The organism is Polynucleobacter necessarius (assembly GCF_900095185.1).
Classification (GTDB): domain Bacteria; phylum Pseudomonadota; class Gammaproteobacteria; order Burkholderiales; family Burkholderiaceae; genus Polynucleobacter.
On record NZ_LT606948.1, the window covers coordinates 265,161 to 279,945 of the forward strand.

Genomic DNA, 14,785 nt, shown 5'->3' on the forward strand with positions numbered 1-14,785 from the left:
GAGTGTCATTAAAACTAAGGGGGCAGAAAAAATAACGAACATAAATGCGGGTATACCGATCAAAGCACCAATTGTGGCCATATAAAAGGATCGGTACCCTTGCTCAGCACGCGGGATGCCCAGCTAAAACCAATTAATCCCCGGCAGCCAAGATTGCTGTAAGCATACTAGTGTCACTCACACTCATCCCTAAAATCTGACTGCTATATGGCTCCAATAAAACTTCATTCATACTAAATGCCACGGTCCCAAAGCCAACAGCAACTAGCCTTCTCATAACATGACCACCTTAAGCAAAGGTTCGCCCAAAATCTATAAATGCAGGCTGTGCCTGATGTTTTTTGCCATCCGAACTCCTAGGCTCCTGCTTCCACAAGGAGATAACATCGAGCACGATAGTGATCACTGCAGAAGCTTGAGTAACCTGAATTAACGTTCCAGGACTAAATTCATTTAAAGCCACACCAAATACCAATGCACTCACAATCATCCCTAAGAGTTGCATTACATACATCAACCCAACCACTGTAGGTTGATCAATTTCCGGAGCTAAATCTGTAGCCAAGGCCAACCCAACCGTTTGCGTGATGTGAATACCAGTCCCAACTAATAAAAAAGCGAGGCCAGAAGCCACCCAACCAATCCACACTGGCGCTTGATGAGATTGACCTGCGCCAGATAAAACCAGCAACGCAAATGGCATGATAGATAAGCCGCCACAAATTGCACTAAAATATCCATCCAAATGTAGGGCACCCTACGCCAACCCAAAGCTAATTTATGATTATCGGAACGAAAGCCGATGAGGGCTCGAAATGGCGCAAAGATGATTGGAAAAAAAGAAATCATGACAGACTAGTCTGATCCTGGCGGCCGCTGCAACCTTAGTGGTGCCACTATGCTTTCGTAGGATTGTTGATCTTGGATTTAGCAACATTAGCCATGATCAGATCAACCTCACTTTTATTAATTTATTTGCAGCCGCATTTGCAAGTGCTCTGCGCTATTAAATAGCCTCCTGGCTTGAAGAAAGCGTAACAAGCGATATCAGGAAAGCAGTCTACTCACACATCATTGTCCAGAGCCCAAAATTTTTTGAGACAAAACAAAGTGGTGAATTGCGATCACGCATTAATAATGACACCTCCATCGTACAAATTTTGGTAGGTACGAGTGTATCGATGGCAGTGAGAAAGATTTTTGTACTGCTGGGTGGTATGACAATGATGTTTATTACTAGCATCAAATTATCATTACTGATTCTTGCAACCCTTTTATTGACAGTCATCCCCGTCATGCTGATGGGGAAAAAGTGCGCCAATTATCAAGAAATTCCCAAGATAAGATTGCTCTGTCGTCTGCAATTGCAGGAGAAAAAATCAATGCAATATTGACGGTGCAATCATTTACAAATGAAAAAAATGAAATCAAGGCATTTAATAAAACCATTGAGACTTCATTCATAGCTGCCATCATAAGAAGTGCCGCACGAGGAAAACTCACTTTTGTCGTCATTCTTTTGGGATTTACCAGCATTATTGCCGTCCTTGGGCTTGTAGCGCATATGCGGTAAGTAATAATGTCTGGTGGGGGTCCACTAACTCAGTTCTTCTTGTATGCATTGATTGTTGCTGGCTCTATTGCCGCCCTCTCAGAGGTGATTAGAGATGTTCAAAGAGCTATTGGAGCTAGCAATCGTCTTTTAGAATTACTACGACTTCAATCTCAGGTACGAAATCCTGAGGCTCCATTTGCTCCTGGAAAACGTCATCATCAAGCGATCAGTATTGAAATCCAAAATCTCAGCTTTCATTCCCCCTCCATACCAACGAAGTGTTATCAGGTCTCACTTTGGATCTTCAGGCTGGCGAAAAGATTGCCATCGTTGGACCCTCTGGGTCAGGAAAATCGACCTTGTTTAAATTGATGCAACGCTTTTACGATCCACAAAGTAGCAGCATCTGTTTCAACGGCGTAGATATTAGGCAATATCGATTGGAAGATTTAAGAAAGCTGATCGGAGTGGTGCCTCAAGACATGAGTATCTTCTCTGAAAAATACTTTAGAAAATATTCGCTACGGTAATGTAGATGCCAGTGATGAGGAGGTAATACAAGCGTCTAAGCTTGTATCCGTAGATGAATTTATATCTAAGCGGCCAGAAGGCTATAACACGTATTTTGGCGATCGAGAAGTCCGACTATCTGGCAGTCAGAAGCAACGGATTGCTATCGCCAGGGCCTTACTCAACGATCCACCATTACTTCTTTTAGACGAAGCCACTAGTTCTTTGGATGCAGAATCTGAGAGATTAGTACGGCATGCCCTAGAGGAAGCCATGAAGGGAAGAACGAGTATTGTTATTGCTCATAGACTTGCTATGACGGTTAAGCAAGCAGACAGAATTGTTGTCATAGAATATGGTCGCATAGTAGAAATCGGCGACCATGCCAGTCTGATTCACCAAGGCGGAGACTATACTCACACCTTGCAAAACTGCAATTTACAAATATTTAGAAATTGAGCGCGTTCAAAAATAGCGATATTAATGTAATGCTGGAAAATCTCACTATGAAAACGACAGATAAGTTAAGGTAGCTTTTTGCTATCTTATCTTTAGTTTCGATTGCTTTGTTATTCATCATGACGCACCCTCGCTTTCATATATAGGCAGCAATTCTACCTTTTAAACATCTGATTAGCTTCCCCCATTAGAGCCAAATGGGCAAGAGCTACATCAAAGTAGCGCTTTTTGAGAGTGCTGGAGCGGGTGAAGGGTATCGAACCCTCGTATCCAGCATGGGAAACGAGGGCAATAGCAGCCACACGACACCCGCAACTAATATGGGCACAATACAGAATTACTTTAAGAGCAGATGATTCATCCGCTTCACGAAACTAGCTGGATCGTTTAGCTGACCACCCTCCGCTAAAAGTGCCTGGTCAAATAGCAAGTTAGTCCAGTCATCGAATTGCTGATTATCGTTTTTTAGCTTTACCAGCAAAGGATGCTCTGGATTAATTTCTAAAATCGGCTTCATATCAGGAGCATTTTGACCAGCAGCCTTTAGCATCCGCAACAAATTTCCGGAGAGCTCATTTTCATCAGCTATCAAGCAAGCTGGAGAGTCGGTTAAACGAAATGTGACGCGAACATCCTTTACCTTATCCTCCAATACCTTCTTCATACGCTCTACCAAGTCTTTGAATTGCTTCTCAGTTTCTTTGTACTCTTTCTTTTCCTTTTCATCACTCAAACTTCCGAGATCCAATCCGCCTTTGGCAACAGATACCAATGCCTTGCCATCAAACTCGGTCATGAATGAGAGCATCCATTCATCCACTCGATCGGAGAGCAAAAGAACTTCAACCCTTTTTTTGCGGAAGATCTCTAGATGCGGGCTAGTCTTGACAGCGTTAAAAGACTCGCCAGTGACGTAATAAATCTTATCCCAACCTTCTTTCATGCGAGATACATAGTCAGCCAAAGATACTGTCTGCTCAGCAGCATCGGTATGTGTACTTGCAAAACGCAAGAGCTTCAAAATCCGCGCTTGATTGGCATGATCCTCACCGACACCTTCTTTTAGCACTTGCCCAAATTGGGCCCAGAAGCTACTATATTTTTCTCTCTTAGTTTCGTCTGCGCTATTCGCCAGCTCCTCAAGCATGCTTAATACACGGTTGGTAGAGCTTTCACGTATCACCTTAATGTCACGAGATTCCTGCAGAATTTCACGTGAGACATTCAAAGGCAAATCAACTGAATCAATCACACCAGTGACAAAGCGCAAATACATCGGCATGAGCTGTTCTGCATCATCCATAATGAAAATCCGCTTCACATAAAGCTTGATGCCGCCACGCTTATTACGATCCCATAAATCAAATGGCGCACGGGATGGCACAAAAAGTAGCTGAATAAATTCACTTCTACCCTCAACTCTATTTAATGAATAGGTCAGTGGGTTCTCATAATCATGAGAAAGGTGCTTATAAAACTCGCTGTACTGCTCTTCGGTAATTTCTGACTTGTTACGAGCCCAAAGTGCAGAAGATTGATTGATACTCTCAAGCTCATCTTTAATGCCCTGCTCTTTTTTTTCTGCATCCCATTCTTCCTTGCGCATCTGAATAGGCCATGAAATATGGTCGGAATACTTACGAATAATCGCTTTGAGCTGAACGCTATTGAGAAAATCATCTTCACCCTCTCGTAAATGCAATGTAATAGAGGTGCCACGTTGTGGGCGATCGATTGTTTCAATCGTAAATTGACCAGAACCATCCGACTCCCAGCGAACGCCATCAGATGCGGATAAGCCTGCCCGACGGGTTGCGACTGTAATTTTGTCAGCAACAATAAAGGCGGAATAAAAACCAACACCAAACTGGCCTATTAAGGCAGCATCCTTTTGCTGGTCTCCAGACAGTTTGGAGACAAATTCTTTTGTGCCAGAGCGGGCAATAGTGCCCAAATTACTGATCACTTCCTCGCGGCTCATTCCAATACCATTATCAGAAATAGTCACCGTTCTAGCCGCTTTATCAAACTCGACTATTATCCTGAGATCAGGATCATCGCCATACCAATCAGGGTGTGCGATTCCTTCAAAACGTAACTTATCAGTAGCATCTGAGGCGTTAGAGATTAGTTCGCGTAGGAAAATTTCCTTATTGGAATACAAGGAATGGATCATCAGCTGTAAAAGCTGCTTTACTTCCGCCTGAAATCTCAGAGTTTCTTTTGTAGCAACAGTCATTTCTTTTTCCCATAAAAAAATGAATTACCTCTAATTGGGGGTAATTTTAAATATTTCAATACCCAACATTGCCTCTAAATACCTAGTCCAAGGTAACTGAGTCCTGATCCACAGGGTCTTCCCCCAGATCTTGGCCACAAAAAACCACCCGAAGGTGGTTTCATGGGAATGTATTGATTTTTTAGTAGGTTTTGTATGAAAGGTACTTGCCGGAAAGCACTACCTGGACACGATCACTCTTTGGATCTGGCTCTCGCTGAATATCCATTGAGAAATCAATTGCACTCATGATGCCATCACCAGATTCCTCATGGATCAATTCTTTAATTGTGGTTCCATATACACTGCCGATTTCATACCAACGATAGATCAGCGGATCGGTCGGAACAGCTGTAGGCAGTGCACCCTTGTATGGAACAATTTGTAACCATGTCATTTCTTCATCGGTCAAATCAAAGAACTGTCCAGCAGCCTCTACCTGCGCTTAAACAGTTTGATTTGTTTCTTTACGTATCTTTAAAAACTCGTCCTGGATAACACTACACATTAAGGCATCCAAGGCACCAAACGGCTCAGATGGTTTCTTAGACTTTACGGCAAAGGCAACATTCTGCAATACCGTCATCCAGGGCATTAATGCATGCCCCTGGAATACTACGCCTCACTCTAAACCAGGGCCTTGTATGCGCTTACCTAGCATAATTGCGTCGCCGCCAGTTGCATCTTCAAGGCCAGCAAGAACATTCAAGATAGCAGTTTGACCGCATCCAGAATGCTCAATAATGCAAACAAATTCTCCTTTTTCGATTTCAAAATCAATACTTTCAAATACAGGAGGCGTATCTGCCTTATAAGATATATAAAGGTTAATGACCTTAAGAAAAGTATTTTCAGTCTGCATATGAAACCGCCTTTTGTAATTTGCCAAATACTGTATCCAAGAGCATTCCAACAATACCAATTAAAAGAATTGCAAAAATCACACTAGAAAGGGATAAGTTATTCCACTCATTCCACAAGAAATAACCAATTCCCGTGCCGCCAACAAGCATTTCAGCCGCAACAATCACCAGCCAAGCTATACCCATCGAGATACCCATGCCAGTCAAGATTGTTGGGGCAGCTGCGGGCAGGATTACCAAGAACGCCTTACGCAGAGGGGTAACTTCTAATGTTTTAGTAACATTCAACAACTCCTTACGAACATTAGCTACGCCAAATGCAGTGTTCAGAAGCATCGGCCATACAGAACAAATAAAGATCACAAAGATGCCCGAGATAGATGAATCTTTAATCGTATAAAGCGCAATCGGCATTCAAGCTAACGGGAAGATAGGCTTGAGGATTTGAATAAATGGATTAAATGCCTCATATGCTAACGGTGACATACCGATCTAAAATCCAAATGGAGTTGCCACAATCATTGCAAACAAAAATCCCAAACCAACACGAGCCAAAGAATAGGCTAACCGAATACAAAGTCCCTTATCGTTTGGGCCATTATCATAAAAAGGATGTGACAACTGCTTATAGATTGTTTGCCGCATTTGGCTTAAGGTTGGAAAACCAGTTTTCTGAACTGGCTCACCACTTCCTTGGCCAATAAGATTGTTGTACTCGCTAGAGTTTGTTGATATGCCAGCTGAAGGCGCAACCTTGTGTGTTGTTGCCATATGCCAAATTGATAAGCACATGCGCAAGATCACAACTGATAGGATTGGACCTTTAACCTCAATTGATAATGTTTTCATTCATTTACCTTAGATTCACGCGTTATTTGTTTGAAAAGATTTCAGATAGGCTGCAGGCTGACTAGGGTCAAACTCTGTACCCATAATCTTGTCTTTTTTGTATCCCACTTTAGCCAGTGGTGGAATAGCAATACCAGTTTCACCCATATACTTCTTGGTATCGGTCAGGAGGAATGCTTTTTCAGAAATATCTTTGTAGTTAACATCGCCCTTGACGTAACGCCAGCGCTGCATTTGGGTAAGCATCCATGTTGCCATTGGATACCAAGGAATTGGATTGAAATCAATGCGACCAGGAACGTTTTGCACATTACCAAGACCATCTGCAAATTTTCCTGTCAATACTTTCATTACAACGGTTTCAGGCTGATTGAGGTAGTTAAGAGGTAAAATCACTTTTGCACAATCAGAGGTCGATTAGCAGGATCGTGTGCCATCGTAGAAGCATTCAATACCGCACGGTATAAAGCGGAAAAAGTATTTGGATTATTCTTAATGAAATCCTCAGAAGTTCCAAAGGCACCACATGGATGGCCGTCCCAGATTTGCTGAGTGAGAATATGAATAAATCCAACTTCATCGTATACAGCACGCTGATTAAATGGATCTGGGCCTAAGAAGCCATCAATATTTCCAGCGCGTAAGTTGGCAACCATGTCTGACGGCGGAGTCACGCGAATTTCAATATCTTTATCTGGATCGAGTCCAGCTTGTGCTACGTAGTAACGCAACAAGAAATTATGTATTGAATATTCAAAGGGAACTGCAAACTTCATCCCCTTCCAATGCTTAGGATCATGATTATCTTTATGCTTGTTTGCTCAGGTAATTGCCTGCCCATTTACGTTTTGAATTGTGGTAACACGCATTTGAGTTAGATCAGAGCCCAGACCCATTGACATTGAAATTGGCATTGGCGATAAAAAGTGAGAAGCGTCATGCTCTTTGTTCAGTATCTTGTCGCGAATCAATGCCCATCCTGCAGTTTTATTCAGGGTGATATTCAGACCCTGCTTCTTATAACAGCCTAATGGATCGGCCATAATGAGAGGTGTTGCGCAAGTAATCGCAATAAAACCAATCTTTAAATCTGGCTTTTCAAGGGGAACTTTTTCTTGGGCCATTGCCTGCAAAGCACCCACCAGCAAAAAGCCCAATAAAGCACTCATTGCGCCTCCAGCACCAACCGCCTTTAAAAAAGCGCGCCTACGTGCCTCTTGAGGAAATAAAGCCTTTACCAAGCCAGCCTCAACAAAATCGGCACTCTCCTGCTCAGTATCCATCTTTGCGGATAATGTGTATGCAAAACTCCGCTCGGACGGAAGGCTTACAGACTCCATCAAGCAGACTGGGGTATCGCCCGAATAGCCCTGAGAGATTAAGGTAGGAGCAACCTCCATTAACTGATCACGGGCCATGTAATAGATAGAAGTTTTGTGGGCGGGATGCGCACACCGAACCGGTAAAGTGGTCAATGTCAGAGTTCGACTGAACTCTCTGGTCGTTGGTGGTTGCTTTAGTTGAGCCGAAGCAGCTAAGGCAGTTGTGATGCCAGGGACGATCTCGTAATAGACTCCGGAGCGCTCAAGTCCATCGATTTCCCCCTAAGCACGTCCAAAGATTAGCCTCTCTTTTTTAGTCGCGCCACCACTAAATTCTTACCTGCAGCATCTACCAGTTGTTTGTTAATAAAGTGCTGCGAACTAGCTTGCGCTTAGCCACGCTTTGGCGTGTTAACTGCATTTCGAATGATGTTGTCCATGCATCATTTTTAACAGTCCTCAAAAGTCATAAATCAATTACATGAACCAAAAGTGCTCATGCATTTATTTGACGCACCAATATTGAGCTATCTCCAGATTTCCCCGAAAAAAAGTTACTTATCCTTAGTGATCGATCAAAAGAGCTCCGCATGAATGAAGAAATGAAATCTAAAAGCGCAACTTCCAATGTTGCAATTTCTACTGCAACTGATACAAATTCAGCCAGAAGAACGCTAATTCAATCCATTGGCTCAGCGAGTATTTTATCGTTGATAGATCCCATGGTAAAAGCGGGTGCATGGGCTGCAGGCTCTGATGCTCCAGAAAAAACTGATGTAAAGGTGAGTTTCATTGCATTGACAGACTACTCTTCAGACCGGTACACATGCCATGTGGATCTATTATTGGCTAGCCAATTACGGAATTAATCCATTTAAAGACGCAAAAATTATTACCGTTCCGCCACCACACATGGTTGCCAATATGCGCAGTGGGAATATGGATGGTTACTGTGTAGGTGAATCATGGAATGCTCGCGCCGTCATTGATGGCATTGGATTCACAGCAATGACTACACACGCCATTTGGCAAGATCATCCAGAAAAAGCGTTAGGTACAACTTCTGATTTTGCTAAAAAATATCCAAATACTTGTCGCGCGGTCACAGCGGCTATCCTAGAAGCAGGCAAGTATATTGATGCGTTTACCTCAAATAAACATGCAACAGTAGAAGTGGTCTCTGCACTTTCTTTTGTAAATACAGATGTCAATGTAATTCAATATCGCATGATGGGTCGCTATAACAATGGTATTGTAAGACTTGGCATAATCCTAATGCAATGAAGTGTTACAACAACGGTCTTGCTACATTTCCGTATCTATGAGATGGTGTGTGGTTTATGACTCAACATAAGCACTGGTGTTTACTCAAAGAGTATCCAGATTCTTTAGCGGTTGCAAAGAAGGCGAACAATATTGCCATCTACAAAGATGCAGCCACCGCAACTAAAACTCCACTTCCAAAAAGCGATATGCGCTCAAGCAAACTATTTGATGGAGTTGTTTGGAATGGCTCGCACCCAGCCGCATACGCAGATAACTTCAAGATCAAAGCATGAAAAAACAAAAACTTGTCATGATTGGTAACGGGATGGCCGGAGTCCGGACCATCGAGGAACTATTAAAGCTCGATCCAGAACTTTATGAGATTGCCATATTTGGCGCAGAATCTCATCCCAATTACAACCGGATATTACTTTCCCCAGTTTTGGCTGGTGGACAAACGCTTGAACCAATTGTTTTAAATGATCTGGATTGGTATACGAACAATGGAATTCATCTTCATCTTGGTAAAAAAATGACAAAGATTGATCGTAAAGAACGTACGGTTACTGCTAAAGATGGCACGGTTGAAAAATACGATCACTTATTACTAACGATGGGCTCTCTCCCTTTTATTCTGCCTATCCCCGGCAATGACCTACCGGGAGTCATTGCATATCGCGACATCAAAAATACCAATGAAATGATTGATGTAGCAACCCGCTATAAAAATGCTGTTGTGATTGGTGGTGGATTGCTTGGCTTAGAAGCGGCTAAAATGGTTTAGCGCTCAGATGAATGAATGTGACCGTAGTTCATCTCGCTGAAAAGGATCTTAAATTTTTATTAAAGATCTCTACTGAGGCAATCTCACCTAATACAGCTGGAGATTGGGTTGGCTCTATTCGCTTTAAGGGCGGCCTAGAAATTCCTGCCGACCTAGTTGTTATGGCTGCTGGAATTAAGCCAAACACCGCATTGGCTGAATCTGCAGACTTACATTGCCAAAGCGGTCTTGTTGTTAATGACACAACGCAGACTTTTGACACAAGAGTCTATGCTGTTGGTGAGTGCGCAAGTCACTGAAGCACAGCCTATGGTTTAGTTGCACCGCTATTTGAACAGGCAAAAGTTTGTGCAAATCATCTTGCTGAACACGGCATTGGGCGTTATGAAGGCTCTGTAACATCAACACAGTTAAAAGTAACTGGGGTTGATCTGTTTTCAGCGGGAAATTTTATGGGTCTAGTGAGGGGACAAAAGAAATCACCTTAACAGATCCGATTGGTGGAGTATATAAAAAATTAGTTCTTAAAGATGATCGCTTGATTGGCGATTGTATGTTTGGTGAATCGAACATAGGTGATATAGGTCATCAAGGCCACAATAAAGCGGCTGGAATGACTGATGCAAATGAAGTCTGTGGTTGCAATGGCGTCAGCAAAGGCACGATTGTGAAAGCTATTCGTGAGCAAGGTCTTTTTACGCTGGATGAAGTCAAGAAATGCACTAAAGCTAGGAGCCCTTGCGGCTCATGCACTGGCTTAGTTGAACAGGTACTTATGAATGTCTTGGGCACAGACTACTCAGCAACCACAAGAAAGAAATCAATCTGCGGGTGCTCGGATTTATCACATGACGAGCTTCATCAAGCAATACGTACTCGCCATTTAATTTCTCAGGAGCAAGTTCGTACTGAATTAAATTGGAGAACGCCTAACGGATGTGCAACTTGCCGTCCTGCACTGAACTACTACCTCATTTCAACGTTGCCGCATGAAGCAGTTGATAATCCACAATCCCGTTTTATAAATAAGCGTGCTTATGCAAATATTCAAAAAGACGGCACCTACTCTGTTGTACCAAAGATGTTTGGTGGATTAACCACACCAGCAGAGCTACGCCGTATTGCGGATGTCGCAGAGAAATACCAAGTTCCAACGGTGAAGGTTGCTGGTGGTCAGCGTATTGACTTACTCGACATAAAGAAGGATGACCGGCAGTATGGAAAGAATGAGATATGCCATTAGGACATGCCTATGGCAAATCCATTCGTACAGTGAAGACATGTGTAGGTGATGAACATTGCCGTTTTGACCCCAATCCTCTATGAAGATGGGTGTAGAGCTTGAGCGTATGCTTTTTGGAATGCGCTCGCCTCACAAAGTAAAACTTGCAGTTTCAGGATGCCCTCGAAACTGTGCTGAAGCAGGCATCAAAGATATTGGCATCATCGGCGTTGAGTCGAGCTGGGAACTTTACATCGGCGGCAATGGGGGTATCAAAACTGAAGGTGCTAAATTCCTATGCAAAGTTAAAACTGATGAAGAAGTACGTGAGTATTCTGGCGCATTCCTACAACTTTATCGTGAAGAAGCCTGGTATCTTGATCGAACCGTTCACTACCTAGCTCGTGTTGGCATGGAGTACATCAAGCAAAAGGTGGTTGAAGACGCAGACAGCCGCAAAGCACTTTATGAAAGACTGTTGTTTGATCTAAAAGATGCCCCAGATCCCTGGAAGGAATTTGAACGCGCCGGCGCGTGGATGTGCGTCAATTTAAAACCATTCCTATTGTCGAGGTTGGAAATGTCTAATACAGCCCACCTTGACCAGTGGCTTAAAGTCACAGCTCTTGAGGAGATACCAGTACTGGGTTCTCGTATTATTCAAGCGCCTGCTGGTCAAATTGCGATTTTCAGAAATACAGAAGATGAAGTATTTGCCGTATTAGATAAGTGCCCTCACAATGGTGGACCTCTCTCACAGGGTATTCTTCATGGAAGATCTGTAACCTGCCCTCTGCACTCCTGGAATATAGACTTTTCCACCGGATGCGCTGTTGCTCCAGATGAAGGCTACGCTAAATCATTTTCGGTCAAGATTGAGTCTGGGGTGGTATGGTTAAGTCGCGAGGAATTACAAACCACCGATGGCTGATGTTAAAAGCACCTGCCGCTATTGTGGCGTGTGGGCTGTGGTGTCATTATTGAAACTACAGCATCGAGCAATGGGGAAATCGAGGTAACCGGTGTTCGTAGTGACCCAGATCATCCCCAGACTTTGTAGCAAAGGATCCACCCTTCATCTCACTGCAGCAAACCCAGACCTTCAGATACAAGCAAGGCTTGATTCGCCACAAATCCGCAATGCAAGAGGTGAGGAACTGATAGACATTTCTTGGCCTGAAACAAGTCAAACAGTTGCTAAGAAATTTGCCTCCATTATTCAAGAGCATGGTCCTGAGTCTGTGGGGATTTATGTCTCTGGCCAATTGCTGACAGAAAACTACGATATCTTCAATAAGCTAATGAAGGGCCTGATTGGCTCAAGTAATATTGATACCAATTCGCGGCTCTGTATGTCAAGTGCAGTGGCGCGGATTACAAGCAAACCTTAGGTATGGATGCTCCGCCCTGCTGTTATGAAGATATTGATTCTGCCTCTACTATTTTTATTACTGGGTCGAATACTGCATTTGCACATCCAGTTCTATATAGACGTCTTGAGGATGCAAGTAAACATAATCCTGATCTCAAGGTTATTGTTGTTGACCCTAGCAAAACCAATGCCGCAAAATAAGCAGATTGATATTTACAAATTCAACCCGGCACTGACGTCACCCTTTCGCACGGCATGCTCTACTACATCATGCTTTGAGAAAAATGGATGAATGAACCATCTATCAACGCATATACTGCAGGCTTTGACGCCCTGCGTGATTGAGTAAGAGACTTCACACCAAAAGCAGTAAGCCAGATCTGCGGTATTAGCAAAAAAGATTTATTTCAGGCAGCACAATGGGTTGCCACTTCACCCGCAACTCTCTCACTGTACTGTCAAGGGCTGAATCAATCAGCCTCTGGGACGGCTAAAAATGCCGAATTAGTACACCGGCATTTGGCCACGGGTCAGATTGGTAAGACTGGTGCAGGTCCATGCTCTCCGACTGGACAACCCAATGCATGCTATGGGCGGTTGCGAAGTTGGTGGCTTGGCCAACCTTCTGTCTGCACATCGCGATCTTGCTAACCCAGAACATCGCGCTGAAGTTGCTAATTTTTGAGGGGTCCATTCGATTCCTGAGAAGCCGGGTCTCAGCGCCATTCCTATGTTTGAAGCGTTTTGCGCACAAAAGAATTAAAAGCCATTTGGCTTGTCTATACAAACCCTGCACAATCTATGCCGAATCTCAATACAGTTCATGATGGACTTAGTAACGCAGAATTTGTTGTCGTTCAAGAGGCATACGCACATACAGCGACAACTCTCTATGCAGATATCTTATTACCAGCCACTACTTTGGCTGAAAAAATTGGGACCGTCACCAATTCAGAGCGGCGCATATCTCAAGTAAATCCAGCAATTAAACTCTACGCATCTTCTAAGCATGATTGGCAGATCGCCTTAGAAGTTGCAAGAGCTCTTGAAGAACTATTAAGAGATAACAAGATGAATGGGGTCTCTACTCTATGTTCTGATTGTGGGCCTGAAGATATTTGGAATGAACATCGTGAAAGCACCTCTGGTCGCGATCTTGATAACACTAGTCTAAGTTATCAAATCCTCGAGGAGGGTGGACCACAACAATGGTCAATGCCAAACAGAAATTGCTTTGGTAAAAAGAGACTTTATAAAAATGGGGTTTTTCCAACGAAAGATAAAAGGCTCACTTTATTGCAGCACCATATAAGGCAACTGTAGAATCAGTTGACGCTCGCTTTCCATTTGCCCTCAATACCGGATATCCCGGAGATCAATGGCACGGTATGAGCAGAACTGGAACTATTGCAACACTTTATGGCCACTCGCCCGAACCATGCATAGAGATATCGCCAAAAGATGCTGGGAGAATGAATCTAGAAAATGGTGCTTTAGTTCATGTCACTAGCCGTAGAGGTAGCTAGATCTTCCCAATCAAAATCTCAGATGATGTTGCCTCTTCTCAAGCATTGATTGCTATGCACTGGGGTTCCGAATTTATTTTGGGTGCGGCTGGAAAAACCCCAGGGCGCGGAGTTAATGGGCTTACTTGCAGTTTGATTGATCCCGTATCAGACCAACCAGAATTCAAGCGCTCTGCTGTCAAAATTTTGCCAGCAAATCTTCCTTGGCAATTAGTTGCTTTTGGATTATTTCCTAAAGACGAAGTTTTTTCTATTCCAAATAGTTTACGAAGCACTTTGCCTTCCTTCGATTCTGCCCAATGCGTCCTATTTGGCAGAGAGCAGGATAGCGATCTCATTAGGGTTTCATTCAAAGCCGCCCATCATATTGATCCTCTTGAAGAATTAGATTCTATTCCAGAATTCGGTTTAAAAGATGTGATGAAAAAATTGAAATTAGATGAAACATGTGGCGAGCCTGTGATGCGCTACAGCGATAAACGAAGAGGTGTGGTGCGCCTTATACGCGCAAAAGAGAAGGTTCTATCTGCACACAATGTTAACTGGACCCATTGAGAGTCTAGCCAGCTCTGCGTGGCTCAGAGAGTACTGAGAGAGTGGTTTGGATGCAAAGTCACTAGGTCGTTCATGACTAATGCCAGTCAGTAAGCCTCCAATAGAAATTAGATCTAAGGGCAAATCAATTTGTAACTGTTTTAATGTATCTGCTGACACAATGAAAGAATACCTAAGTAAATTACCGCCAAAGATCACTCTTGAAGATGCTATGAATACCCTTC

At 43.2% G+C, this 14,785-nt stretch carries 11 protein-coding genes and 8 pseudogenes; 11 read left to right on the forward strand and 8 right to left on the reverse strand.

From position 1 onward, the window contains the following. Positions 1–133 precede the first annotated feature (133 nt). Together DXE31_RS10060 and DXE31_RS12675 are read right to left on the reverse strand one after the other, a co-directional pair. Positions 134–703 (reverse strand): annotated as a pseudogene (locus DXE31_RS10060) (MFS transporter). Next, positions 607–849: a PucC family protein gene (locus tag DXE31_RS12675; RefSeq protein WP_197712098.1), complete on the reverse strand. Its 243-nt coding sequence runs from the start codon at positions 847–849 to the stop codon at positions 607–609. The pseudogene DXE31_RS10060 and the gene DXE31_RS12675 overlap by 97 nt, the downstream one beginning before the upstream one ends. Before the next feature lie 224 nt (positions 850–1,073). Here DXE31_RS12675 and DXE31_RS10925 point away from each other — a divergent pair. The 3 genes and pseudogenes from DXE31_RS10925 to DXE31_RS11925 all read left to right on the forward strand — a co-directional run bounded on the left by DXE31_RS10925 (position 1,074) and on the right by DXE31_RS11925 (position 2,524). Next, positions 1,074–1,573, forward strand: a pseudogene (locus DXE31_RS10925) (ABC transporter transmembrane domain-containing protein). A gap of 260 nt (positions 1,574–1,833) precedes the next feature. Then, positions 1,834–2,085, forward strand: coding sequence for an ATP-binding cassette domain-containing protein (locus tag DXE31_RS11920; RefSeq protein ID WP_114697598.1), 252 nt, complete (start codon positions 1,834–1,836; stop codon positions 2,083–2,085). A 61-nt stretch (positions 2,086–2,146) separates the two neighbouring features. Continuing rightward, positions 2,147–2,524, forward strand: coding sequence for an ATP-binding cassette domain-containing protein (locus DXE31_RS11925; protein ID WP_269460621.1), 378 nt, complete (start codon positions 2,147–2,149; stop codon positions 2,522–2,524). A 337-nt stretch (positions 2,525–2,861) separates the two neighbouring features. Here the strand turns inward: DXE31_RS11925 and htpG are convergent, their stop codons facing one another. The 6 genes and pseudogenes from htpG to DXE31_RS01765 form a co-directional block, all read right to left on the reverse strand. Beyond that, positions 2,862–4,763 (reverse strand): molecular chaperone HtpG, encoded by a 1,902-nt coding sequence (gene htpG, locus DXE31_RS01745; protein ID WP_114697600.1) that lies wholly within the window; start codon positions 4,761–4,763, stop codon positions 2,862–2,864. 181 nt (positions 4,764–4,944) lie between these two features. Continuing rightward, positions 4,945–5,244 (reverse strand): annotated as a pseudogene (cynS, locus tag DXE31_RS01750) (cyanase); the annotation flags it as partial. Between the two features lie 3 nt (positions 5,245–5,247). Next, the gene (locus tag DXE31_RS12680; RefSeq protein ID WP_415077788.1) at positions 5,248–5,397 is read right to left on the reverse strand and encodes a hypothetical protein; all 150 of its coding nucleotides are present in this window, start codon (positions 5,395–5,397) and stop codon (positions 5,248–5,250) included. A 27-nt stretch (positions 5,398–5,424) separates the two neighbouring features. Next, on the reverse strand, positions 5,425–5,664 hold the full coding sequence (locus DXE31_RS12685) for an ATP-binding cassette domain-containing protein (protein ID WP_415077789.1): 240 nt from the start codon (positions 5,662–5,664) through the stop codon (positions 5,425–5,427). Beyond that, a pseudogene (locus DXE31_RS01760) lies at positions 5,654–6,514 on the reverse strand (ABC transporter permease). Before DXE31_RS01760 ends, DXE31_RS12685 begins: the two are co-directional and overlap by 11 nt. 15 nt (positions 6,515–6,529) lie before the next feature. Next, positions 6,530–8,112 (reverse strand): annotated as a pseudogene (locus DXE31_RS01765) (ABC transporter substrate-binding protein). Positions 8,113–8,438: 326 nt separating this feature from the next. Between DXE31_RS01765 and DXE31_RS01770 the strand changes: the two are divergent. From DXE31_RS01770 to DXE31_RS12710, 8 genes and pseudogenes are all read left to right on the forward strand, one after another. Continuing rightward, positions 8,439–9,395, forward strand: a pseudogene (locus DXE31_RS01770) (CmpA/NrtA family ABC transporter substrate-binding protein). Further along, positions 9,392–11,696, forward strand: a pseudogene (locus DXE31_RS01775) (FAD-dependent oxidoreductase). The pseudogenes DXE31_RS01770 and DXE31_RS01775 overlap by 4 nt, the downstream one beginning before the upstream one ends. 28 nt (positions 11,697–11,724) lie before the next feature. Beyond that, a pseudogene (nirD, locus tag DXE31_RS01780) lies at positions 11,725–12,039 on the forward strand (nitrite reductase small subunit NirD); the annotation flags it as partial. A 100-nt stretch (positions 12,040–12,139) separates the two neighbouring features. Further along, positions 12,140–12,499: a molybdopterin-dependent oxidoreductase gene (locus DXE31_RS12690; RefSeq protein ID WP_415077790.1), complete on the forward strand. Its 360-nt coding sequence runs from the start codon at positions 12,140–12,142 to the stop codon at positions 12,497–12,499. 2 nt (positions 12,500–12,501) lie between these two features. After that, positions 12,502–12,681, forward strand: a complete 180-nt coding sequence (locus DXE31_RS12695; protein WP_415077791.1) for a molybdopterin-dependent oxidoreductase — start codon at positions 12,502–12,504, stop codon at positions 12,679–12,681. Between the two features lie 543 nt (positions 12,682–13,224). Then, on the forward strand, positions 13,225–13,803 hold the full coding sequence (locus tag DXE31_RS12700; protein WP_415077792.1) for a molybdopterin-dependent oxidoreductase: 579 nt from the start codon (positions 13,225–13,227) through the stop codon (positions 13,801–13,803). Between the two features lie 65 nt (positions 13,804–13,868). Next, positions 13,869–14,006: a molybdopterin dinucleotide binding domain-containing protein gene (locus tag DXE31_RS12705; protein WP_415077793.1), complete on the forward strand. Its 138-nt coding sequence runs from the start codon at positions 13,869–13,871 to the stop codon at positions 14,004–14,006. 54 nt (positions 14,007–14,060) lie between these two features. Next, positions 14,061–14,561 (forward strand): hypothetical protein, encoded by a 501-nt coding sequence (locus DXE31_RS12710; RefSeq protein ID WP_415077794.1) that lies wholly within the window; start codon positions 14,061–14,063, stop codon positions 14,559–14,561. The last annotated feature ends 224 nt before the right edge of the window (positions 14,562–14,785 follow it).